This is a genomic window from Microvirga sp. P5_D2, from assembly GCF_054049475.1.
Genome location: NZ_JBFUMH010000020.1, coordinates 13930 through 35299, shown reverse-complemented (window position 1 = coordinate 35299; position 21370 = coordinate 13930). Strand labels below are relative to the sequence as shown.

Below are 21370 nucleotides of genomic sequence, written 5' to 3'. Positions count from 1 at the left end.
GTAAGCGAGGATACCAGCCACAATGAGGATAGCTGCAGTTTTCCAGTGCTTCTGTATGTGCTGATGCAGAGTCATTGTGTGCTCTTGTCGGTACCAAGGTCCTAATCGTCCCACGGAATATCCTTAAGCATCGTTGCTCGGACATGCTCGTTGACGGGATTCTAGACACGGGCCCCAGTAGGAACTCATGCAGCTTTGCGCACCAAAGGCAGACGGTCAAGGTTCTTCGTTCAACGGCTTGAGTGCGACATCGCACACTCGCCAATCCGTGCGCGCGTCCAGTATGGAGGGCTTTAATGGCAGTCACGATCGAGATTGCGCGAATGGTAGACAGGCTGGTCGAGGAGCAAAGGATCGGAGCGCATCTTCCGGTCACAGATATGGGTGTTCTCTGCTCTCGAGTGGCTTAATCGCTATCTGCCTAGAATCTTGCAATGCTCAAAGCACACGTCCTGGGTTCAGGATGCCCTCCGGATCCAAGGTTTGCTTCATCTTGAGCATCAATGCGAGTTCCGGTTCATTGCGGCTTAAATTGAGGTAGGGTCGCTTGATGCGTCCGATCCCATGCTCGGCGGAAACCGATCCGCCGAGTCTGGATACCATCTCGTAGACAAGATTTTGAACGCCCTTTTTGGTGTCGCTCGTCATGTCCTTGATGGCCACGTTGATGTGGATGTTGCTGTCGGCCACATGGCCGAAAATCACCCAGACCGCATCGGGATATTGCTTGGGCAGTTCCTGGCGCAGATGCTCCACGGCCTCGGTCATGCGGTCGAGGGGAACGCTGACGTCGAAACGGATTTCTTCCGGCAGGAAGCGGCCATACTCGTAAGGTGTTTCCCGATAGGCCCAGAAGCGGTTTCGGTCGGCCTGCGACTGAGCAACCACTGCATCCTTGATGAGGCCTTCTTCGTAGAAATCGCTGAGGAGTGCGGAGAAGGCTTCGCTTCCTGCAGGCTCTTCGCCCATGTCCGCTTCAATCAGGAGCGTCAGGTCATGCTCTTCCTCGAAGGCAGGCGAAAGGCCGCAGATCCGTGTTGCGACCGTCATGAACTCTCGCCACATGGCCTCAAAGACAAGCAAGCGGCCGGGATGTGCCCTCTGGAAACCACGCAACACCGCAAGCGCCTGCTCGAAGCTGCTCACGGCGCACAGAGCTGTCTGCACCGCCTGCGGTTTCGGATGGAGGCCGATTACGACCCGCGTGATGACGCCAAGGGTTCCCTCGCTGCCGATGAAGAGCTGCGTCCAATCATATCCAGCGTTGTTCTTGAGCATTTTGTTGAGCGAGCGGATGACCGTGCCATCCGCAAGCACAGCTTCCAGGCCCAATGTGTTGCGCCGAGCCATGCCGTAGCGCAGCACCTGGTTGCCGCCGGCATTGGTGGCGATGTTGCCGCCGATCGTGCAGGTGCCGCGGGCGCCAAGATCGATCCCACAGAGAAAGCCTTCATCCTCGGCAGCCTGCTGCACCACGGCGAGTGGCGTGCCCGCAAGTGCCGTGAGCGTGGCGCTGGCCGCATCGATTTCCTCGATGCCGTTCATGCGTTCGAGGGACAGGGCAATTTCACCGGCTTGCGGATGCGCGCCGCCGGCAAGCCCCGTCAATCCGCCCTGGGTCACGACCGGCTGGCGATGCTCATGGCAGATGCGCAGCGCCGTCGCGACATCCTCCGTCGTTTGCGGAAGGATCAAGGCCTGAGGAGCGGTCGGCTGCAGGCCGCTTGCATCGGCGTGGTTGCGGGGAGGGATGTCGGACCCGACGCGAACCAGAGGTCCGAGGGCTGCAACAAGGGCGTCAATGACATTGCTCATGGAAGTCACGTTCTGTGAAACTGAAAATGGCGTGGACATAAAACGAGATCAACACTATCAGGTGACATCGGTGGTACGGACGATGACATCCGGGCGCTTCCAGAGATCGGGCAGGAGTTCCAGCCCCAGGCCCGGCTTCATGTTTACCGTGACTTCTCCTTTCGCGACAATCGGCAGTTCCGTCACCAGCTCCTTGTACCAGCCCGTATAAAAGGCGCGCACGCTTTCCTGGATCAGCGCGTTGCGGACATGCAGCGAGAAATGGCAGGAGGCCGCATAAACCACGGGACCGGTGCAGTCATGCGGAGCGACGGGCACGTGCCATGCTTCGGCAAGAGCCGCGATCTTGCGCGCTTCCGTCAAGCCTCCGCACCAGGACAGATCGAGCATGGCAACGCCCGCGACGCCGGTTTCGAGATATTCCCGGAAGGCATGTGTATAGGACAGGGTCTCAGAGGCGCAGACCCACGCCTTCGAGTGCTGTGCGTATTCCTTCAGGTCGCCGATGTTGTCGAGGCGGAAGGGATCCTCGTGCCAATAGGTGTCGAATTGCTCCAAGGCTCCGGCGAGCTTCTTGGCCATCGGCAGGCTCCACAGGGAATGGAACTCCACCATGATATCCATCTTGTCGCCGACGGCCTTGCGGATCTTGGCGAAGGGTTCGAGCGCGGTGCGCAATTCGTCCGCTGAAATGTCGTAGCCGTTGCTGCGCTCGGCGGCGACATCGAAGGGCCAGATCTTCATGCCGGTGATGCCTTGCTCGAGGAGTGAGTGGGCCAGATCGTCGGCGTGGTTCAGAAAAGCGTCGAGGTCCTCGTAATCGCCCTCGACTTCCCCGACGCCCCAATTCGCTACCTTCTGCGCACGGCTGTCGCGGATATAGCGGTACCCGGCGCAGGTGTTGTAGACCCGGATGCTGTCGCGGGAGCGTCCGCCCAGCATGTCGCAGATGGGCTTGCCGTGCGCCTTGCCGAAGATGTCCCACAGGGCGATATCGACGGCAGAGTTGCCGCGGGTTTCCACGCCCGCCGAGCGCCAGCCGAGATAGTTCTGCAGATCGCGGTTGATCCCTTCGATCTGGAGCGGATCGCGTCCTATCAACTTCGGCGCCACCGTTTCGTGGATATAGGCCTCGACAGCTGCCGCTCCCATGAAGGTCTCACCGAGCCCGATGATCCCTTCATCCGTATGAAGCCTCACCCAGATGATGTTCGCGAATTCCTGAAGGCGGATCGTTTCGATGCGGGTGATCTTCATTGGACGCCCTCGAATGCATGTATTTGCCAGTAAATTGCAACGTTGTGATGTTAGAGAGGATCATACCATAAGCTGATCCAGCTTCGTTCCCATTCGACTTGAATAATCCTTCCGGTCGAACAGAATAATACAAAACCAAGAAGCTAAGGCGGGAGGAGCTGTGAGCAAGATCAATGCCGTCTTCTTCAGGGGGCTGGAAGGCCTGATGGTCCTTCTGCTGGCCGGTATGGTTGTCATGGTCTTCGGCAATGTCGTGCTGCGCTACCTCTTCGACACCGGTATCGATATATCCGAGGAGCTATCCCGCATCTTCTTCGTCTGGCTGACCTTCATCGGCGCCGTCGTAGTGGGGCGCGAGAACGCCCATCTGGGTGTCGAATCCCTTGTTTCCAGATTTGGTGACAATGGCCGCAAGGTCTGCATGATCCTGTCGGATATTTTCATCATCATCTGCTGCGCCGTTTTCTTCTGGGGAACGTGGCTGCAGGCCGAGGTCAACGCCTCAAACTACGCCCCCATCACCGAGATCTCGATGCTCTGGGTCTACGGCGTCGGCTATTTCACGAGCATCGGCTTGGGCCTGATGGCCGCCTACAGGATCTTAAGGGTGCTGACAGGGCGCATCAGCGAGCATGAAGTTCGGGCCTTCGCCGGCGACTACAGCGACGATGAAGCCCACGCCTTGAGGGAGAGACTCGAGTGACAATCGTCGTTTTTCTCTCTTCCCTTCTGGGAGCCATGGCGCTGGGCATGCCAATTGCCTTTGCGCTCATCGTCTGCGCGCTCGCGCTCATGCTCTGGCTCGGCAACTTCGACAGCCAGATCGTGGCGCAAAACATGATCATCGGCGCGGACAACTTCCAGCTCCTGGCAGTGCCGTTTTTCCTGCTGGCCGGCGAGCTGATGAATGTCGGCGGGTTGTCGAAGCGCATCGTCGCTTTCGCTCTTGCCTGCCTGGGGCACATCCATGGCGGGCTGGGTTATGTGACCATCGTCGCAGCTTTGATCCTTGCCGCCCTGTCAGGCTCCGCCGCGGCGGATACGGCGGCGCTCGCGGCGATCCTCATTCCGATGATGCGCGATGCCGGCTACAACATCCCGCGTTCGGCTGGCCTGATCGCAGCTGGCGGCATCATCGCCCCGGTCATTCCGCCTTCCATCGGTTTCATCATCTTCGGCGTTGCGGCCAATGTGTCGATTTCCCAGCTGTTCCTAGCGGGCGTCGCTCCAGGAATCATGATGGGTCTCGCGCTCGTCGTCGCGTGGTGGATCGTCAGCCGAAGGGACAAGCTGAAGACCACGCCTCGCACGACCATGCGGGAACGTGGGAAAGCCTTCGTCGACGGCTTCTTCGCTCTTCTGATGCCGGTAATGATCTTGGGCGGCATCAAGTGGGGCATCGTCACGCCTACGGAAGCGGCGGTGCTCGCGGCGGTCTATGCGCTCCTCATCGGCATGTTCGTTTATCGCGAGCTGAAGGTGTCCATGCTCTACGGCGTCTTTCTGACGGCCGCGAAGACGACCGCTGTCGTGATGTTCCTCGTGGCCGCGGCGCTGGTCTCCGCATGGCTCATCACCCAGGCGAACATTCCTGCGGAGATCAGCAGCTTCATCGAGCCGCTTATGGGCAACAGGATCTTGCTCATGTTCGCCCTGATGTTCCTGGTGGTGATCGTCGGCACGGCGCTGGATTTCTCGCCGACGGTGCTGATCCTGACGCCAGTCCTCATGCCCATCGTGAAACAGGCGGGCATCGATCCAGTTTATTTCGGTGTTCTGTTCATCATCAACAACGCAATCGGCCTGATCACGCCACCGGTGGGCATTGTGCTCAACGTGGTGAGCGGCGTCGCCCGCGTACCGATGGGAGCCGTGATCAAGGGCGTCAATCCCTTCCTGATCGCGCAGCTTATCGTGCTCGTTCTGCTTATCGTCTTCCCCGACCTCGTGATGGTGCCTCTGTCATGGCTCAGGGGACGGTGAGCAGATGGAAAGAAAAAACCAAAAGAGAGGAAACAACCATGAAGTCTTTGAAATTTGCACTCGCAGCAGGCGTCGCCGTCACGCTTCTGTCGGCCTTGCCGGCGGCCGCGCAGTTCACGGAACGCAATATCCGCCTGTCCAACGGCGTCAACGAGGATCACCCGAACGGGAAGGGCGTCGAGAAGTTTAAGGCCTGCCTCACCGAGAAATCGGGCGGCAAGATCAAGGTCCAGGGCTTCTGGGGCAACGCCCTTGGCGGCGACCTTCAGGCAACCCAGGCTCTGCGCTCGGGCACGCAGGAGATGGTCGTTACGTCGAGTTCGCCGCTCATCGGTATTCTGCCGGAACTCGGCGTCTTCGACCTGCCGTTTCTTTTCGCCAACGAGAAGGAGGCCGACACCATCCTCGACGGCGACTTCGGAAAGCATATCGATACGAAGCTCGAAACGGTCGGCCTCGTCAATTTGGCCTATTGGGAGAACGGCTTCCGCAATCTCACGAACTCCCGCCGTCCGGTGGACAAGTGGGAGGACTTCAAGGGCCTGAAGGTACGCGTCATGCAGAACAACGTGTTCCTCGACACGTTCAAGAACATGGGCGCCAACGCAGTGCCGATGGCCTTCGGCGAGGTGTTCACGGCGCTCGAAACCAAGGCTATCGACGGCCAGGAAAACCCCTTCGTGACCATCGATACGTCGAAGTTCTACGAGGTGCAGAAGTACCTGTCGATCACCCGCCACGCCTATACGCCGTTCCTGGTTCTCTACTCCAAAAAGCTCTGGGACGGTCTGTCGAAGGATGAGCAGACGGCCCTGCGCGACTGCGCCGCCTCCGCCCGTGACGAGCAGCGCAAGGCTTCCCGCGAGCTGGGCCAGGCTTCCCTGGCGAAGATCAAAGGCTCGGGCGTCGTGGTCAACGAACTGAACGAGCAGGAAGCGAACCGCATGCGCGAGCAGGCCAAGCCGGTCTGGGAAAAGCACGCGGCTACCATCGGGCCCGATACGGTGAAGATGATGCAGGCCGAACTCGACAAGATGCGCAAGAAGTAACGCATCCTGTCCTGATCCCCACTGCGCCGCCCGGAATGACGACAATCCGGGCGGCGTAAGCCGCTCCTGAAGCGGCGGCATTTTCGAGCAAAGATTTTCAACCGATGCAGATTCTCATTCTCGGAGCGGCCGGAATGGTCGGCCGCAAGCTCACCGAACGGCTTGTCCAAGAGCGGCAGCTGAACGGGCAGGGGATCACCCGCCTGATCCTGCATGATGTCGTCGAGCCCGAGGTGCCGCAGGCTTCTTTCGAAATCGCAGCGCTCACCTCCGATTTTTCTCGAGCCGGTGAGGCGGAGAAGCTCGTGGCGAGCCGCCCCGACATGATCTTTCATCTTGCGGCCATCGTGTCCGGCGAGGCCGAAGCCGATCTGGAGAAAGGTTACCGCATCAATCTCGACGGAACCCGGTTCCTCTTCGACGCCATCCGGCATGTGGGCGACGGCTATCGTCCACGCGTGGTGTTTGCCTCGTCCATCGCCGTCTTCGGCGCGCCGTTCCCGGATGCCATCGGCGATGAATTCTTCCTCACGCCGCTCACGAGCTACGGTACACAGAAGGCGATCGGGGAACTGCTGCTGGCCGACTACACGAGGCGCGGCTTTTTCGATGGGATCGGCATTCGCCTGCCTACGATCTGTGTGCGGCCTGGCAAGCCCAACAAGGCAGCCTCAGGCTTTTTCTCCAGCATCATCCGCGAGCCGCTGAGCGGGAAAGAGGCCGTGCTGCCAGTGCCGGAGGATGTGCGCCACGCCCATGCTTCACCGCGCTCCGCCGTCGGCTTTCTCATGCATGCGGCGACCATCGATACGGCGAAGATCGGTCCCAGGCGCAATCTGACGATGCCGAGCGTATCGGTGACTGTGGCGGAGCAGATCGACGCCCTCAGGCGCATTGCAGGAGAGCAGGTGGTCTCAAGAATCCGCCGCGAGCCCGATCCGGATATCATGCGTATGGTGTCGGGATGGGCACGCCGCTTCGATGCCAGCCGAGCTGAGAGCCTTGGCTTCCGGGCGGAAAAGAGCTTCGACGAAATCATCCGCCAGCATATCGAGGACGAACTCGGCGGCAAGGTCGCATAGGCAACCCTAGTTCGATTCGATGCTTTAGCTTGCTTGGGCCATTTGCTCGCGGGTGGGCATGCCGGCCTGAGCGCCATGGGCCATGCAGGCCAGCGATGCCCCGCGGCAGGCCCGTTCGAGAGCCTTCGTGAAGGGCAGGGCCTCATCGAGTCCGTTGGCCAGGATGCCGACGAAGGTGTCGCCAGCTCCGGTCGTGTCGACAGGGCGGATCGGCTTCGCTTCGACCTTCTCGCTGCGTCCGTCGGGGTGAAACGCAAAAGCTCCTTGCGCGCCTGCCGTGACGACGCAAATGCATCCGCGGTCCGATAGATAAGCTCCCGCGGCCTTGAAGTCGTCGGTCTCGCGGCCGAGGATTCCCGCTGCGGCAACGGCTTCGTGCTCGTTGACGACGAAGATGTCGGTTTCGGCGATGAGATCTGAGAGATCTGTTGCCGGAAACTCCGGCGGAGCCGGTGCAAGGTTCCAAATAACGCGACCGCCCGCCGCCCGCACGCGGTGTGCGACACGGAGGGACGCATGGAAGGGAATTTCCATTTGGAAGACCGCAACCGTTGAGGCGTCCACCTTGAAACCGAGAGCCGGATCCTCCGTCAGCGAGCCGTTTGCCCCGCTGGCGACGGTGATCGCATTCTCTCCGCGCTCATCGACGGTGATGAAAGCGCATCCGGTCGGTTCGGTGCTGTTGGCGACGAGATCGGCCATGACGCCGTTGCGAATGAGATTGTCGCGCGCAGATCGGCCAAAGGCATCGTCTCCGACGCAGGATGCGATCGCCACCCGATGCGGCAGCGATGTTCGTGCTGCGGCAATCGCCTGGTTCGCGCCTTTCCCGCCGAACAAAGTCTCGTAACCCGGCGAGAGGACGGTCTCACCCGGACGCGGAATCGAGGTCACACGGGCGACAAGATCGATGTTGATCGAGCCAAAAACGAGGATCATGTCACGCGCGCTCCCTTTTCCAGGTCGAGTTCAGCCTTCGGCATCCATGGCGTGAAGCATTTCCACGCGCCGGCGGCAGTCCTCATCGGTGGAGAATTCAGCCGACAGGTAGGACGAGACAAGATCTTGCGCGAGCCAGGAGCCGACGATCTTGGCGCCGATGCACATCACATTGACGTCGTCATGCTCGACCGATTGGTGCGCCGAGTGGATGTCATGACAGACGGCGGCACGAATGCCCTTGACCTTGTTGGCGGCGATCGACGCGCCGACGCCAGTGCCGCAGACCATGATGCCGCGCTCCGCCTCGCCGGACTTGACCTTCTGGGTCAGGGCGCGGGCGATGTCCGGGAAATCGACGGGCTTGTCGTCGAAGGATCCGACATCCACGACCTCATGTCCGAGTGAACGTACGTGTTCGGCCACCGCATTCTTGAGGGGCCATCCGGCGTGATCCGATCCGATTACGACGCGCATTGGAAAAACCTTTTTCTTTGGGATTGCAGGCCGAGTGGTGCCGGAGGCACCACTCGAATTCTTCCAGGCTCAGCTTCGCATTTCCTGCGGGAGCTCGCTGCCATGGAACTTCTTGTAGATTTCGTTCAGCTTGCCGTTCTTCAAGTTGGTCGAAATCCATTCATTCAGCTTCTCGACCAGGCGCGGCTCGCCCTTGCGGACACCGATGGCAAGATCGAAGGTGCGAATGAGAACCTTCGGCTCGAATGTGCGGGCCGGGTTCTTCACGCCGATCTGGTTCGCAATCGTTGCCGAAGTCGCAACGCAGTCCGCCTGTCCAGAGACCGCGGCCGTCACCATCGTGGCGTCGTCATCGAAGCGGGCGAGAGTGAGGTTCCGATCCTTCATGTTCGACAGTTCGGTGTCCTGCGTCGTGCCGCGGGAGACGGCAATGGTCTTGCCCTTCAGGTCCTCCCAGCCCTTCACTTCAGTGGTCTTCAGGCACCCGACGACGGACTGCAAGGCTGCGTAAGCCTTGGTGAAGTCGATCACCTTGGCGCGCTCCGGCGTGACCGACAGCGTCGAGATGATGATGTCCGCCTTGTTGGTCTGGATGTTCGGAATGCGGGTCGCACCTGTGGTCTGCACGAATTCGAGCTCGAGCCCCAGGTCCTTCGCCAGAAGCTGAGCGGTCTCCACGTCCGATCCCGTCGGCTTGAGGTTCGAATCCATCATGCCGGACGGCGGAATCGCCATGTCGGTAGCGATGCGGATCTTCTTCGCTTTCATGACGTCGTCGAGAAGGTCGGCATGGGCTGCAGTGGTGCCGAGTGCCACCATGCAGGTCATTGCGAATGCGGCAGCAGAAAGAGGGCGCTTCATCATTGTTGTTGTCTCCCTAGGTCTTAGTTGTGGTTTAGAGCCCTGTACCAACGAACTGGGCCAGCTCCGGAGTTGCAGGCGAGGTCAGGATCTTGGCAGGTCCGGTCTCGTGGACTTTACCGCGATGCATAAACACCACCCGGTTGGCGATTCCTCTGGCAAATCCCATCTCGTGCGTGACCATCACCATGGTCATGCCGTCCGCAGCGAGCGCCTCGATGACCTTCAGAACCTCACCGGTCAGTTCCGGATCGAGGGCGGAGGTCACTTCATCGAACAGCATCACTTTCGGCTGCATGGCGAGCGAGCGGGCAATCGCCGCGCGCTGCTGCTGGCCGCCGGAGAGCTGTTCAGGATATTGATGGAGTTTGTCTTCCAGGCCGACCTGGGCAAGAACCCGCCGCGCCTCTTCCTTCGCCTGGGCTTTCGAAAGTCCCTTCACGGAACAGGGAGCGAGAATGATGTTCTCCTCAATGGTCAGATGAGGAAACAGGTTGTAGCTTTGAAAGACGATGCCGACGTCCTGACGCAGAGCTCTCAGATCGAGCTTCGGATCGCTGACCCGATGATTGCACACGACGATCTCGCCGCTGTCGATCGTCTCGAAACGGTCGATGCAACGCAGCGCGGTGCTCTTGCCCGAGCCGCTGCGGCCGATGAGGGCGAGAACCTCACCCCGATCGACCTCGAAACTGACGCCGTCGAGCACTTTGAGCGTTCCGAAGCTCTTGTACACGTTCCTGAGGGAAACGACCGGCGAGCGGGTTGCTGCGTTCGAAGTCTTGTTCATGTCAGGCAGTCCCGAGTGAGAGGCGGGCAGGGCCGCTGCGCATTTCCAGGCGGCGGCTGATGCGCGAGATCGGATAGCAGAGAGCGAAATAGATCACGGCGATGATGCTGTAGATCAGGAAGGGCTCGAACAGGGAGTTGTTGATGATCTGGCCCGATCGCGCGAGCTCCACGAAGCCGACCACCGACGCCAACGAGGTGTTCTTGATGATCTGCACGATGAAACCTACCGTCGGAGGCGTTGCGATACGGGTCGCCTGCGGCAGGATAACCTTCATCATTCGCTGAGAGCGGCTGAGAGCAAGCCCTTCCGCTGCTTCCCATTGCTGCTTCGGAACGGACTCGATGCTGCCACGCCAGATCTCGCCGAGATAAGCGCCGACATAGATCGTGAGCGAAGCGCCCGCTGCGGTCAGGGGGGAAACGGTCAGGCCGAGCGTCGGCAGTCCGAAATAGGTCAGGAACATGATGACCAGAAGCGGCGTGCCCTGGATGAGCTGGACATAGCCGGCGCTGAGAAGCCGCACGACTCGGTTCGGCGAGATGCGGCAGAGGGCGATGACGAAGCCCGCGATACCGCCGCCGAGGAGGCCTATAAGCGATAGACCGATGGTCCAAAGCGCTCCATAGCCCAGGAACATGAGGTGATTGGCATTCAGGGAACCGCCCATCTTTTACTCCTCACAAAGGGGTGCCGAGGCGTCGGCGACGCGGGAAGATGACGAGACCGAGGAGCCAGAAGCCGGCGCGCATGATCAGCGACAGGACGATGTAGACGATGGCGACCAGGATGTAGGTCTCGAAGGCGCGGTATGTGTCTGATTGCACGTAGTTCGCAACCGCCGTCAGCTCCTCCGCCGAGATCTGGGATGTCACCGACGAGGCGAGCATCAGCAGCACGAACTGGCTGGTCAATGCCGGGTAGACCTTCTCGATCGCCGGCCACATGACCACGTGCCAATAGATTTGAGCGCGGGACAGCGCCAAACCCTCAGCCGCCTCGATCTGCCCGCGCGGAATCGAGTCGAAGCCTGCGCGAATGATCTCTGTCGTGTATGCGCCGACATTGATCGTGAGAGCCGCGGCCGCGACGACGAACGCGGAGAATTTCAGCCCCAGGCTGGCAAGGCCGAAATAGACGAGGAAGATCTGGACCAGCAGCGGTGTGTTGCGGATCGCCTCGACATAGATGCCGCAGATCCGCGAAATCATTGGGTTGGGGCTGCGTCTTCCAATGGCGCCAAGAACACCGATGACCGTGCCCAGCACGGTCGCGATAAAGGCAAGTTGAAGGGTGAGCACCGCCCCATCAAGGAAGGTCGGCCATCGCTCCAGTATGCTGACGAAGTCCAGATTGAGGTTCATCCCTATCCGTTCCTCGTTAAGCAGCCGTTTGATTGGTCATCCGGTCATAGACCCGGAAAAGAGCCTGATTGCCGTTCGTGCCCTCGCCATGCGCGCGCGCCTCGACATACTGGCTGGTGACGAGCGCCGTTCCCGGCAGAGGGACGGAAAGCGAGAGCGCCTGCTCCTGCACGAGCCGCAGATCCTTGAGCATCAGGTCGATGCGGAAGCCGGCGGAAGCATCGCCGACGATCATCGCCTGACCCAGCTTGTCGAGCATCCAGGATGCGGCCGAACCGCCCATGAGCACGTTGCGGAGTTGATCGAGATCCACGCCGGAGGCGCGGCCAAGTGCAAGCGCTTCGCAGATGGCCTGCAGGTTGATGGCGCAGACGAGTTGGTTGCAGAGCTTGACCGTCTGCCCGGCCCCGGTCTCGCCCACATGCGTGATCGTCGTGCCCATGGCGCGGAAATACGGTTCGGCGCGCAGGAAGGCATCTTTGTCACCGCCGACCATGATCGACAGCGACGCATTCTTGGCGCCGACAGGGCCACCGGACACTGGCGCGTCGAGGAACGCCACGCCTGCTTCTGCAAGATCTGCATGCATGCGCCGGACGGCGACGGGCGAGATCGTGCTCATGTCGACGACGAGCCGGCCCCGCGGAGGCGAGCTCAGAAGCCCGCCTTCGCCATAGACGATCTCTTCGACCTGCGGCGTGTCAGGGAGCATGGAAATGACGATGTCCGCGTTTAGCGCGGCGTCCGCCGGGCTTTCGGCTCCTGTAGCACCATGGGAGAGGAGATCCGCTACAGCTTCCTTACGGACGTCGTAGGCACGGACAGCATAACCTGCCTTAAGCAGGTTGATGGCCATTTCACGCCCCATCGTTCCCAAGCCTGCAAAACCGACTGTTCCCATATGGCTGCTTCGCTCCATCATGCCGTCTCTTTCTTGCGGGGTTGTCATAGGGCGCTCCGGGATCCGGGTTCACCGATTGCTGCACGACGACGGAAATCGTCGCCGATTGCGAAATGATCGCGCATGACCTTTTCCGCGTGATCCGGATCGCGACCTACGACGGCGTCGAAGATGCGCCGATGGTCCTCGATCAGGTATGTCTTCATCGTATCAAAGACTTGAAGGAGTTCTCGCCGTCCCCGATGGGATTGCATCAAGATCCCCGACATGGAGTCGTGAAGGACGATGAGCGTCTCGGATTTTCCCGCCGTGACGACGGCTCGGTGGAATTCGAAGTCTGCAGCACTGCCGGCTTCGGCATCGTCGATTGTTTCGGCAATCCGCGTAAGCGCGAGCTGAAGTTTCTCAAAATCGGAGACGGTCGCCCGCTCCGCGGCAAGTCGGACGGCTTGGCACTCGATGGCGATGCGTGCCTGCATCACGTCGTCGATGATCTCGGACTGTTGCGCGAAGGCAAATGTGAAAAAATCATTGAGCACCGAGAGATCAGGACGGCGCACGATCGTGCCGACCCGGTCACGTATCTCTACGACCCCGAGAACTGTCAGAGCACGTAATGCCTCACGCAGAATCGGCCGGCTCACGCCGAGCTGCGTAGCGAGATCGCGTTCAGGGATAAGCCGGTCGCCCGGACGCAATGAGCCTGCGAGCAAGCGCTCGCGCAAGAAGGCAAAAACCTTCTCGAACCCTTTGCCGCCATTCTCCCTAAGCCGCGTGATTTCAAGATCAGCGGTCATCGTTTTACCTTGGTCAGACCAAAATACATACCACGGTTATCCAGTCAAGCGGAAGCACGTCTCCATCAAACTTGGTGGCAGTGAGGACTCTTTGAAGCCGCAGGGCTTGAGACGCTTCTGGGAGATGTCGAGCACAGTGCGGAGGCGCTGGAGCTCATTCGCGCGCTGCTTCTGCACGACAACTCGGCTCGCATCCTCAGCCTGTCCGCCATACCCAAGCGGCGGTTGGTTACGTCCCAGCGTCATTAATCCATGATAGACTGCCGGGGTGATCGGATGCCGAGCACCGCACCTTGCCACACATGATCGACGGAAGGGCGGCAAGTCTCCGTCATTCGGTTGTTCTCACGTTCTGGAGCTGAGCCATCGCAGACTTGACCTCGCCTCGGAACGCATCGGAGGACGGGCTGTGGCGTGGTTCACGCAGCCGCCCGATGGCGTCGTTGGCAGCGGTCGAGGAAGCCAATGGGCGGCTCAGATCCGTCCTGGCCAGTGTCAGCGACTGCTACGTCACGCTGAATCGGGCATACCGCATCACCGATCTCAATGAGGCGGCGGTGGGTTGGGTCGGGAGCGATCCGGAAAGGATTCTCGACGCGTGCCTCTGGGATCTGTGCGATCCCGACGCTGAGTGCAGCCGCGTCATCCGCGAGGGCATGGAGCAGCGTCGGCGCATCAGGCGCGAGGTGATGTCCGGCCTGCGGATGGGCCACTTTCTCGATCTCCACGTCTGCCCCTCGCCGGATGGCCTGAGCGTGTTCTTCACCGACGTGACAGAGCGTCGTGCCGCCACGGCGGCTCTGGACGAACTCGCCAGACGCCTCCTGAGCCTCCAGGAGGAGGAGCGCCAGCGGATCGCCGAGGAACTGCACGACTCTACGGCCCAGCATCTCGTGGCCGTCGGCCTCCACCTGATGCGGCTCAAGCAGTTCGTCGTCCCGGAAGGGCGGAAGGTGCTCGACGAGGCAGCTCATTCAGCTGAGGAAGCCGCCCGCGAGGTCCGCGCCTTCAGCTACCTGCTGCACCCACCGGGCCTGGAGCATGGCGGCTTTGTTGGAACCGTGCGGGACTTCGCGGTGGGGTTCTCGCGCCGCACGGGTCTGGAGACATTCGTCCACGTGGCGGAGATGGCCGATGGCCTCTCTTTCGATGTCCAGCGTTCGCTGCTGCGGGTCATCCAGGAGGCTCTGGCCAACGCATATCGGCACGCCGCCGCCTCTCACGTCACGATCGATCTGCGCCTCGGGGCAGGCACCATGAAGCTGAGGGTTCTCGACGATGGCTGCGGCCTGTCGCGCGGCGTGCGGAAGTCGGCCGGCGATGGTGCGCTGCTCGGGGTCGGAGTCCTCGGCATGCGGACCCGCATGGTGCGGTTCGGCGGTGCCCTGAGACTCCTGAGTGGTGCCCGCGGAACGATGGTCGTGGCCACCCTGCCGCTTGGCGTCGAGGACACAGAAGCCCGCCCTGACCAACGTCGCGGAACGCAGGGCGGTCCTGTTGACAATGCGCCTTCGGCGGGCATCTATTGAACCTATGGGGGCTGCGATCCCCTCACGAGGCGCCATGCCTAAGAATCGCGTCCAGCTCACCTTCAGCGAGGACGCGTCATCATGCCGTCAATCAATGCCATCTCCATCGACAAATTTGCCCGCCCAGTCGGCACGCCCAAGTGTCCGGTCCTCATCGACGTCCAGACCGACGAGGACTTCGCCGCCGACCCGCGCCTGATCCCTGGATCGATCCGCCGCCCGTGGTCCAGAGACCCCGAATGGGCCAAGGAGCTCACGGGTCGTTCGACCATCGTCATCTGCCAGAAAGGTCTCAAGCTCAGCCAGGGCGTCGCCGTCTGGTTCGCGATCCACACCGTGTTCCGCGAGACGTGGCCCGTCCGGAGCTTCGGCCTGTCCTTCGACGCGCCCGCGCTTGCCAGTGTCGACCCATGGGCGCTGCTGCTCTCAGCGGTGGCGATGATCGCTATGTTCCGGTTCAAGGTCGGCATGATCCCGACGCTGGCCGCTTACTCGGCGGCAGGAATCCTTCTCTACCTTCTGGGAGCGATCGCCTGATCAAGCTGCGGGCACGGCCATGGGAGCCCGCCACGTCATCGACAATCCATGAGCGGCCAAACGGGGGCGATACAGGGAGAGCACGATGCGGATCCTGACCAGCGTTGCAGTTCTTGGTCTTGTTCTTGGTACGTCCGCCCTAGGCGCCGACGGCTGGCAGCAGCAGATCGCCAGTGGACTTGGCAGGCCTGGCACCGAAATGCCGGGAGGCGTGTATCGCGTGGGTCTGCCCCGGACCGATCTGGAGGTCACGCTCGACGGAGTGGCGATCAGGCCGGCCCTGGCCCTCGGCTCGTGGCTTGCCTTCAAGCCCATGGGCAACGAAGTCATGGTCATGGGCGACCTTGTCCTGACGCAAGAGGAGATCAATCCAGTCCTATCCCGTCTGGAGCAAGGCGGGGTGGAGATTACGGCCCTTCACAACCACCTCATGCGCGCCTCGCCCGCCACGATGTACATGCATGTCCACGGGCATGGGGAGCCCTCAAAGCTCGCCACGACGCTGCGAGAGGCCCTCGGCGCGAGCAAGACGCCGTTCGGAGCCGAGACGGCCGCCGTGTCACCTCAGGCCGCGACACAGGCGACGACGACCGCGTCCACCGACCAGAAACTCGACCTCGACATGGACGCCATCGATCAGGTGCTCGGGCGCAAGGGTAAGGTGAGCGGCGGTGTCTATCAGGTAAGCGTGCCCCGGGCGGAACCGGTCAAGGATAGCGGCATGGAGGTGCCCGATGCCATGGGGTCGGCCATCGCCATCAACTTCCAGCCGACCGGCTCCGGCAAGGCGGCGATCACCGGCGACTTCGTGCTCACGGCAGATGAGGTGAACCCGGTCATCAAGGCCCTCCAATCAAACGGGATCGAGGTCACAGCAGTCCATAACCACATGCTCAATGACGAGCCGCGCCTGTTCTTCATGCACTTCTGGGCCAATGACGATGCCCAGAGGCTGGCCAAGGGGCTGCGCGCTGCTATCGATAAGGTGAAGGTGGACAAGAGTTGACTATCGCATCGAGAGCCGAAGCCAGGGGAGGGCGGCAGGAGGCGATCCCGGGCTGGGAGAAGACTTCTGTTCAAGGGGGGCTTGGACTTGCCCTGGGCAAGAGCCTGCCGCCCGACGTCACGCGTGTTCTCTGGGCGCGGTCCCTGCGTGCCTTCGGCGACGGCTACGTGGCGATCCTGCTGCCCGTGCACCTGTCCAGGCTGGGCTACGATGCCTTCGGCGTGGGGCTGATCTCGACCGTATCATTGCTGGGTTCCGCCCTGCTGACGCTCGCGCTCGGGCTGGTCGCCTACCGGATCTTGAGGGGTCCGGCCCTGCTGGCCGCAGCTCTCCTGATGGTGGCAACCGGATTGGGATTCGCCGGGATCGAAACCTTCTGGCCGCTGCTGGTTGTAGCCTTCGTCGGCACGCTCAACCCTTCCGGCGGCGACGTGAGCGTCTTCCTTCCCCTGGAGCACACCGTCATCTCCCACGTCGTTGCCGATCAGGACCGGACGGCGGCGTTCGCCCGCTACAGCTTCGTCAGCGCCTTCTTCGGTGCCCTCGGAGCTCTCTCGGTCGGCGTGATCGATTGGCTGGCGCCGGTTGCCGCGCCTGAGACGACGTCGGCGGTTCTCTTCGGACTCTACGGCCTCCTGGGGCTCCTCACGTTCCTGCTCTATCGTCACCTTTCGCCTCAGGTTGAGGCGGGGATCGATAACCCGCCGGCACCGCTTGGGCCATCGCGCGGGATCGTCTACCGGCTGGCGGCCCTGTTCTCGGTCGACGCCTTCGGCGGTGGACTAGTCATCAATGCGTTGCTCACCATCTGGCTCGGCGAGCGGTTCGGCATCGGCGTCGCCACCATCGGGACAATCTTCTTTGTCACCAGCCTGTGTTCCGCCGTTTCGTACTTCGCGGCGGTGCCACTCGCAAAGCGGTTCGGTTTGATCAACACCATGGTGTTCACGCACCTGCCGTCGAGCGTCTTCTTGATCCTGACCGCCTTCGCCCCGACCATCTGGATCGCGTTTGTGCTCCTGATCCTGCGGAGCCTGCTGTCCCAGATGGACGTGCCGACCCGCTCCTCCTATGTCATGGCCGTGGTCCGGCCGGAGGAGCGACCTGCGGCGGCAAGCATGACCGCCGTGCCGCGGAGCCTGGCCTCGGCCGTCGCGCCGCTGCTGTCCGGATGGCTGCTGACCGTGTCGCCCTTCGGCTGGCCGCTCGTCCTCGCGGGCACCTTAAAGGCGGCGTATGACTTGACGCTATTGCGACAGTTCTCCAGCATCAAGCCACCAGAGGAACGCTGATGTCCTACGTCAGGGCCGTCGCGGGCGCCGTGAGGTCGACAAAGCCCTGCACCAGCATGATCACCCCAAGGACTGCGACGAGGCCGGACGAAGCCAAGGGCAGGCGCCTGAGCAGGCGGTCGGAAAGGTTGATGCGCTTGGAGGCGTGATGCACGCCCCAGGCGGCAGCGACACCGATGGACACCATGGTGATCGCGAGCCCGAGGCTGAAGGCGGCGACCGTCGCGGCGCCGAGCGTAAACTGTCCAAGTTGGAGGCAGATCAGCAGCACCGTGATCGAGGCTGGACAAGGGATCAGGCCGCCGGTGATGCCGAAGAGAGCGATTTGGCCCGTGGTGACATTGCCGTCGTTGGCCGCGAGATGGCGCGCGATCTGCTCGGCGTGTTCGCGCTCATGCGCATCCCCGTCAAGGTGGTCATGGTCGTGCTCCGCGAAGGTGACCTTGTAGGTGTGGGCATGATCCCCGTGTGACAGCCGCACATGGGCAGTGAACTCATGCGGCTCCGGGATCTCACCTGCGGATTCGATGTATCCGTCCCGCTCGACGAACCGGAACTGCTCACCCGAGCCTTCGCCGCGTTCGGTCGCGACGAGCACGTCCTCGGCCCTCCACACGTTTCCGCTGACCGTGCGCAGGCGCCAGCGGGGCGGCACGCCATCCTCGAAGATCGAGAGCTCAACGACCCCATGACCCGTGTCGATAGTGCGGATCTCATCATGGTGACGGTGATCGTCGTGGTCCTGGTGCCCATGATGGCGACGGCGGAACCAGCCCAGGCTCTGGCCCGTGCGCCAGAGCATCCAGCCGGCGATGCCGAGGATGATTACGCCCGAGGCGATCAGCAGCCAAGCCTCGAAGTGGGTGGTCAGGATCTCGCGGCCGAGCGACAGGCCGACCATGGCCACGATCCAGACGATCAGCGAGTGCGAGAGGGCAGCGCAGACGCCGAGCAAGACTGCCTGTCCGATGGTGCCGCGGATCGCCACGATGTAGGCGGCCATCATGGTCTTGGAATGGCCGGGTTCCAGTCCGTGCAGGGCACCGAGCAGGACGGCGAAGGGAAGGTAGATCCAGCCRTTGCCGCCGGACTGAAGGATTTGGGCAATGTCGGGCATCGGGATCTCAAAGGTACTTGGTCAGCGTCTTGAACTCGGTGAGCGCCGCCTTGGCCCCACGGCCATTCTGGCCGGTGGCATCCTCCAGGCAGTGGTCGATGTGGTCCTGGATCAGCTCGCGCTTGGCGTTGGAGATTGCCTTCTCAACCGCATGGAGCTGCTGGGCGAGGTCGACGCAGGGGCGGCCCGTCTCAATCATCTGGATGACGGATGCGAGGTGGCCGTGGGCCCGCTTGAGGCGGGCGATGATGTCGGGGTGGCTTGCATGGATCATCCGGATATCCTGTCCCCCTGGAGGGGATAGAGCAAGCCTTGTGGCTGGACTGGCGTCGAGGGTTATCCCCAGCGCTGCTTCGTGCGCTCCAATCCGATCAGGGATCACCCATACTCGACGTTCTCGCCAACCGCACCTACCGCTACCTGTTCGCCGCCCAGGTGATCGCGCTTGCCGGCACGGGCTGCTGACCGTCGCACCTAGCCTGCTAGCCTTTGAGTTCGCCGGCGCGGATGCCGAGATGGTCCGCGGCACTGCGCTCGCCATCAAGATGATCACCTACGTCGGGGTGGCGCCCATAGTTGGCGCCTTCGCCAACCAGCTTCCCCGCCGGGCCTTCCTGGTGGTGATGGACCTAGTCCGGGCGGCCGTCGCGCTGCTGCGGCTCAAGGTCATGAAAATAGAGTTTGGAAGATTGGGTTCGCTATCTAAAAAGCGGTCGGCTTGAAATAGCCGGCCGCTTGAAAATCGGGGGCTATATTCCTTCACAGCCCAACCGCTTCAAGGCCTCGTCTACCCAAGGCTTAGAAACGTTGCCCTCCTGTGTCGCCGCCATGATCTTGGACTCGGCCGCCTGCTTTGCCTTGGCGTCGGCATAGATTGTTGCTGTGTCACCAAAGGGCACGCAGAGTAGGCCATCGTCGTCGCCGAGGATTAGGTCGCCGGGTTCAACGACCATTCCGTCGATGGCGATCGGCACATTGATCTCGCCCGGGCCGTCCTTGTAGGGGCCGCGGTGCGTTACGCCCGCTGCGAAAACAGGAAAATGGTGGGAGCGGATGTAGCCGTAATCGCGTATTGCACCATTGATCACAATTCCCGCGAGGCCAATCTTCTCGGCGTGGGCGAGCATGAGTTCGCCGATGATGGCGTTGGTCAGGTCGCCTCCGGCATCGACCACGATGACGTCACCTGGCTCCGCGATTTGGAGGGCTTTGTGGACCATGAGGTTGTCGCCTGGGCGGGTCTTCACGGTCAACGCGGGGCCCGCGAGAATACCGCCGGCATGGAGCGGGCGCAGCCGCGAGCCTGCAGCCGTCAGGCGTGACATGACATCGCTTACATTGGCGACAGGCAATTCCCGAAACTGCTGAATGACATCCGCGGCGACCTTCCGCTGGCGGGGTAGAACTCTGAATCCGATGGTCACTCTAAACGTTCCCTTTTCACGATGATGGGTGATTTCGAACAGGACGCGAAGATCGGTCTGACCGAACCACGTCGTGTCGGCTCGGCTAACGCGCAGCAGATGCCGCGGTCTGAAAAGTCGGGTTGGCAACGCTCCTGAGGTCGGGCCCATCGCCATCCAGGACGCTGATGACGTGGCGTGCGGCCGTTTCCGCCATGGCGCGCATAGCGCCCTTTGCGGCTCCCCCCGTGTGCGGAGTCACAATGATGTTTGGGAGCGACCACAGCGGACTGTCCTTCGGCGGCGGCTCCTCGGCGAAGCTGTCGAGGCCAGCTCCCGCAATCGTGCCATTGCGCAAGGCTTCAACCAGTGCCGCCTCGTCGATGATGCCGCCACGTGCCGTGTTCACGACAAAGGATGTCGGCTTCATGCGTGCGAGGCGTTCCGCATTGATGAGATGACGGGTCTCATTCGTCAGGGGGCAGTGCAGGCTGACGATGTCAGACGTCGCCAGAAGTGTATCGAGGTCGGTTTCACGGCTGACCTCTTGCGGCAGTTCGGTCGTGTATGGATCAAAGACTGTGACGGACATCCCCAGTCCCCGTGCGAGCGTTGCGACCTCCTGCCCAATGGCGCCGAAGCCCACCAGTCCCACCTTGGCGCCCGCGAGATCACGTCCAACGTAGCTCGCCTTGGGCCATTCGCCGCCTTTGACCGCGCGGTCCAGCGGCACGATGTCCTTCATCATGGTAATCACCAGGGCTATCGTATGCTCCGCTACTGAGCGGGCATTGGCGCCGAGGGCCCGAAGAACAGGGATGCCACGCCGTGCGGCGGCCTCGAGGTCGATGTTGTCGACGCCAGTGCCGTGCTTGGCGATGACCTTGAGACGCGGCGAAGCGGCAATGACGCTCTCGCTCACCTGTCCCTGCCGAACGATCAGCCCCTCGATCTGAAGATCGGCCGCGAGCTTCGCAATGTCGTCCGACGAGGCATATGGCGGGCAGTAATAAGGCTGAAGGTGATGCGCCTCCAGGGCGGCAACGGCTTCTCCTGCGAGGGCGGAACCCRTGACGAGCACGGCCCGGCTTTGGACTGATTGCGCCGGAACAAACGGCGCAGCTTCCTCAGGCTGATTTCCCAGCACTTTCTTCTCCCATTTCGCGGCGTG

The 21370-nt window shown here is 61.7% G+C and carries 22 protein-coding genes and 1 pseudogene; 9 read left to right on the top strand and 14 right to left on the bottom strand.

The window, feature by feature from the left end; all coding sequences use genetic code 11:
- Positions 1–438: 438 nt before the first annotated feature.
- Together ACXJKO_RS08760 and ACXJKO_RS08755 are read right to left on the bottom strand one after the other, a co-directional pair.
- Positions 439–1815 (bottom strand): FAD-binding oxidoreductase, encoded by a 1377-nt coding sequence (locus tag ACXJKO_RS08760; protein ID WP_457090699.1) that lies wholly within the window; start codon positions 1813–1815, stop codon positions 439–441.
- A 57-nt stretch (positions 1816–1872) separates the two neighbouring features.
- Positions 1873–3072 (bottom strand): mandelate racemase/muconate lactonizing enzyme family protein, encoded by a 1200-nt coding sequence (locus ACXJKO_RS08755; RefSeq protein ID WP_457090698.1) that lies wholly within the window; start codon positions 3070–3072, stop codon positions 1873–1875.
- A gap of 160 nt (positions 3073–3232) precedes the next feature.
- On the opposite strand from ACXJKO_RS08755, the gene ACXJKO_RS08750 reads away from it, so the two are divergent.
- The 4 genes from ACXJKO_RS08750 to denD all read left to right on the top strand — a co-directional run bounded on the left by ACXJKO_RS08750 (position 3233) and on the right by denD (position 7186).
- Positions 3233–3775 (top strand): TRAP transporter small permease, encoded by a 543-nt coding sequence (locus ACXJKO_RS08750; RefSeq protein ID WP_457090697.1) that lies wholly within the window; start codon positions 3233–3235, stop codon positions 3773–3775.
- Positions 3772–5055, top strand: coding sequence for a TRAP transporter large permease subunit (locus tag ACXJKO_RS08745; RefSeq protein ID WP_457090696.1), 1284 nt, complete (start codon positions 3772–3774; stop codon positions 5053–5055). Before ACXJKO_RS08750 ends, ACXJKO_RS08745 begins: the two co-directional genes overlap by 4 nt.
- A gap of 38 nt (positions 5056–5093) precedes the next feature.
- Entirely contained in the window at positions 5094–6104 is a 1011-nt protein-coding gene (locus tag ACXJKO_RS08740) for a TRAP transporter substrate-binding protein (RefSeq protein WP_457090695.1), read from the top strand.
- Positions 6105–6208: 104 nt separating this feature from the next.
- Positions 6209–7186 carry a D-erythronate dehydrogenase gene (gene denD, locus ACXJKO_RS08735; protein ID WP_457090694.1) on the top strand — a complete coding sequence of 326 codons (978 nt, stop codon included), beginning with the start codon at positions 6209–6211 and terminating at the stop codon, positions 7184–7186.
- A gap of 24 nt (positions 7187–7210) precedes the next feature.
- Here the strand turns inward: denD and ACXJKO_RS08730 are convergent, their stop codons facing one another.
- From ACXJKO_RS08730 to ACXJKO_RS08695, 8 genes are all read right to left on the bottom strand, one after another.
- On the bottom strand, positions 7211–8125 hold the full coding sequence (locus ACXJKO_RS08730; RefSeq protein WP_457090693.1) for a ribokinase: 915 nt from the start codon (positions 8123–8125) through the stop codon (positions 7211–7213).
- A 30-nt stretch (positions 8126–8155) separates the two neighbouring features.
- Positions 8156–8602 carry a ribose 5-phosphate isomerase B gene (gene rpiB, locus ACXJKO_RS08725; RefSeq protein WP_457090692.1) on the bottom strand — a complete coding sequence of 149 codons (447 nt, stop codon included), beginning with the start codon at positions 8600–8602 and terminating at the stop codon, positions 8156–8158.
- A 69-nt stretch (positions 8603–8671) separates the two neighbouring features.
- Complete coding sequence (locus tag ACXJKO_RS08720; RefSeq protein ID WP_457090716.1) at positions 8672–9463, bottom strand: transporter substrate-binding domain-containing protein; 792 nt, start codon at positions 9461–9463, stop codon at positions 8672–8674.
- Positions 9464–9497: 34 nt separating this feature from the next.
- Entirely contained in the window at positions 9498–10253 is a 756-nt protein-coding gene (locus ACXJKO_RS08715; RefSeq protein ID WP_457090691.1) for an amino acid ABC transporter ATP-binding protein, read from the bottom strand.
- A gap of 1 nt (position 10254) precedes the next feature.
- Positions 10255–10923, bottom strand: a complete 669-nt coding sequence (locus ACXJKO_RS08710) for an amino acid ABC transporter permease (protein WP_457090690.1) — start codon at positions 10921–10923, stop codon at positions 10255–10257.
- A 10-nt stretch (positions 10924–10933) separates the two neighbouring features.
- Positions 10934–11617 carry an amino acid ABC transporter permease gene (locus ACXJKO_RS08705; RefSeq protein ID WP_457090689.1) on the bottom strand — a complete coding sequence of 228 codons (684 nt, stop codon included), beginning with the start codon at positions 11615–11617 and terminating at the stop codon, positions 10934–10936.
- A 16-nt stretch (positions 11618–11633) separates the two neighbouring features.
- Positions 11634–12566 (bottom strand): NAD(P)-dependent oxidoreductase, encoded by a 933-nt coding sequence (locus ACXJKO_RS08700; RefSeq protein WP_457090688.1) that lies wholly within the window; start codon positions 12564–12566, stop codon positions 11634–11636.
- Positions 12563–13315, bottom strand: coding sequence for a FadR/GntR family transcriptional regulator (locus ACXJKO_RS08695; RefSeq protein WP_457090687.1), 753 nt, complete (start codon positions 13313–13315; stop codon positions 12563–12565). Before ACXJKO_RS08695 ends, ACXJKO_RS08700 begins: the two co-directional genes overlap by 4 nt.
- Before the next feature lie 434 nt (positions 13316–13749).
- Between ACXJKO_RS08695 and ACXJKO_RS08690 the strand changes: the two genes are divergently transcribed.
- From ACXJKO_RS08690 to ACXJKO_RS08675, 4 genes are all read left to right on the top strand, one after another.
- Positions 13750–14844, top strand: coding sequence for a histidine kinase (locus ACXJKO_RS08690; RefSeq protein ID WP_457090686.1), 1095 nt, complete (start codon positions 13750–13752; stop codon positions 14842–14844).
- Between the two features lie 81 nt (positions 14845–14925).
- Positions 14926–15381 carry a hypothetical protein gene (locus ACXJKO_RS08685; protein ID WP_457090685.1) on the top strand — a complete coding sequence of 152 codons (456 nt, stop codon included), beginning with the start codon at positions 14926–14928 and terminating at the stop codon, positions 15379–15381.
- Between the two features lie 85 nt (positions 15382–15466).
- Positions 15467–16387, top strand: coding sequence for a DUF1259 domain-containing protein (locus ACXJKO_RS08680; RefSeq protein ID WP_457090684.1), 921 nt, complete (start codon positions 15467–15469; stop codon positions 16385–16387).
- A 92-nt stretch (positions 16388–16479) separates the two neighbouring features.
- Positions 16480–17679 (top strand): MFS transporter, encoded by a 1200-nt coding sequence (locus ACXJKO_RS08675; protein WP_457090715.1) that lies wholly within the window; start codon positions 16480–16482, stop codon positions 17677–17679.
- Between the two features lie 4 nt (positions 17680–17683).
- Here ACXJKO_RS08675 and ACXJKO_RS08670 read toward each other — a convergent pair whose 3' ends face one another.
- Positions 17684–18796, bottom strand: coding sequence for a HoxN/HupN/NixA family nickel/cobalt transporter (locus tag ACXJKO_RS08670; RefSeq protein ID WP_457090683.1), 1113 nt, complete (start codon positions 18794–18796; stop codon positions 17684–17686).
- Positions 18797–18803: 7 nt separating this feature from the next.
- The gene (locus ACXJKO_RS08665) at positions 18804–19070 is read right to left on the bottom strand and encodes a metal-sensing transcriptional repressor (RefSeq protein ID WP_457090682.1); all 267 of its coding nucleotides are present in this window, start codon (positions 19068–19070) and stop codon (positions 18804–18806) included.
- 110 nt (positions 19071–19180) lie between these two features.
- Between ACXJKO_RS08665 and ACXJKO_RS08660 the strand changes: the two are divergent.
- Positions 19181–19449: pseudogene (locus ACXJKO_RS08660) on the top strand (MFS transporter); the annotation flags it as partial.
- Positions 19450–19545: 96 nt separating this feature from the next.
- Here ACXJKO_RS08660 and ACXJKO_RS08655 read toward each other — a convergent pair.
- Together ACXJKO_RS08655 and ACXJKO_RS08650 are read right to left on the bottom strand one after the other, a co-directional pair.
- A complete protein-coding gene (locus ACXJKO_RS08655; RefSeq protein WP_457090681.1) occupies positions 19546–20220 on the bottom strand; it encodes an RraA family protein in 675 nt (224 codons plus the stop codon).
- A gap of 85 nt (positions 20221–20305) precedes the next feature.
- Positions 20306–21346 (bottom strand): hydroxyacid dehydrogenase, encoded by a 1041-nt coding sequence (locus ACXJKO_RS08650; RefSeq protein ID WP_457090680.1) that lies wholly within the window; start codon positions 21344–21346, stop codon positions 20306–20308.
- Positions 21347–21370 lie beyond the last annotated feature (24 nt).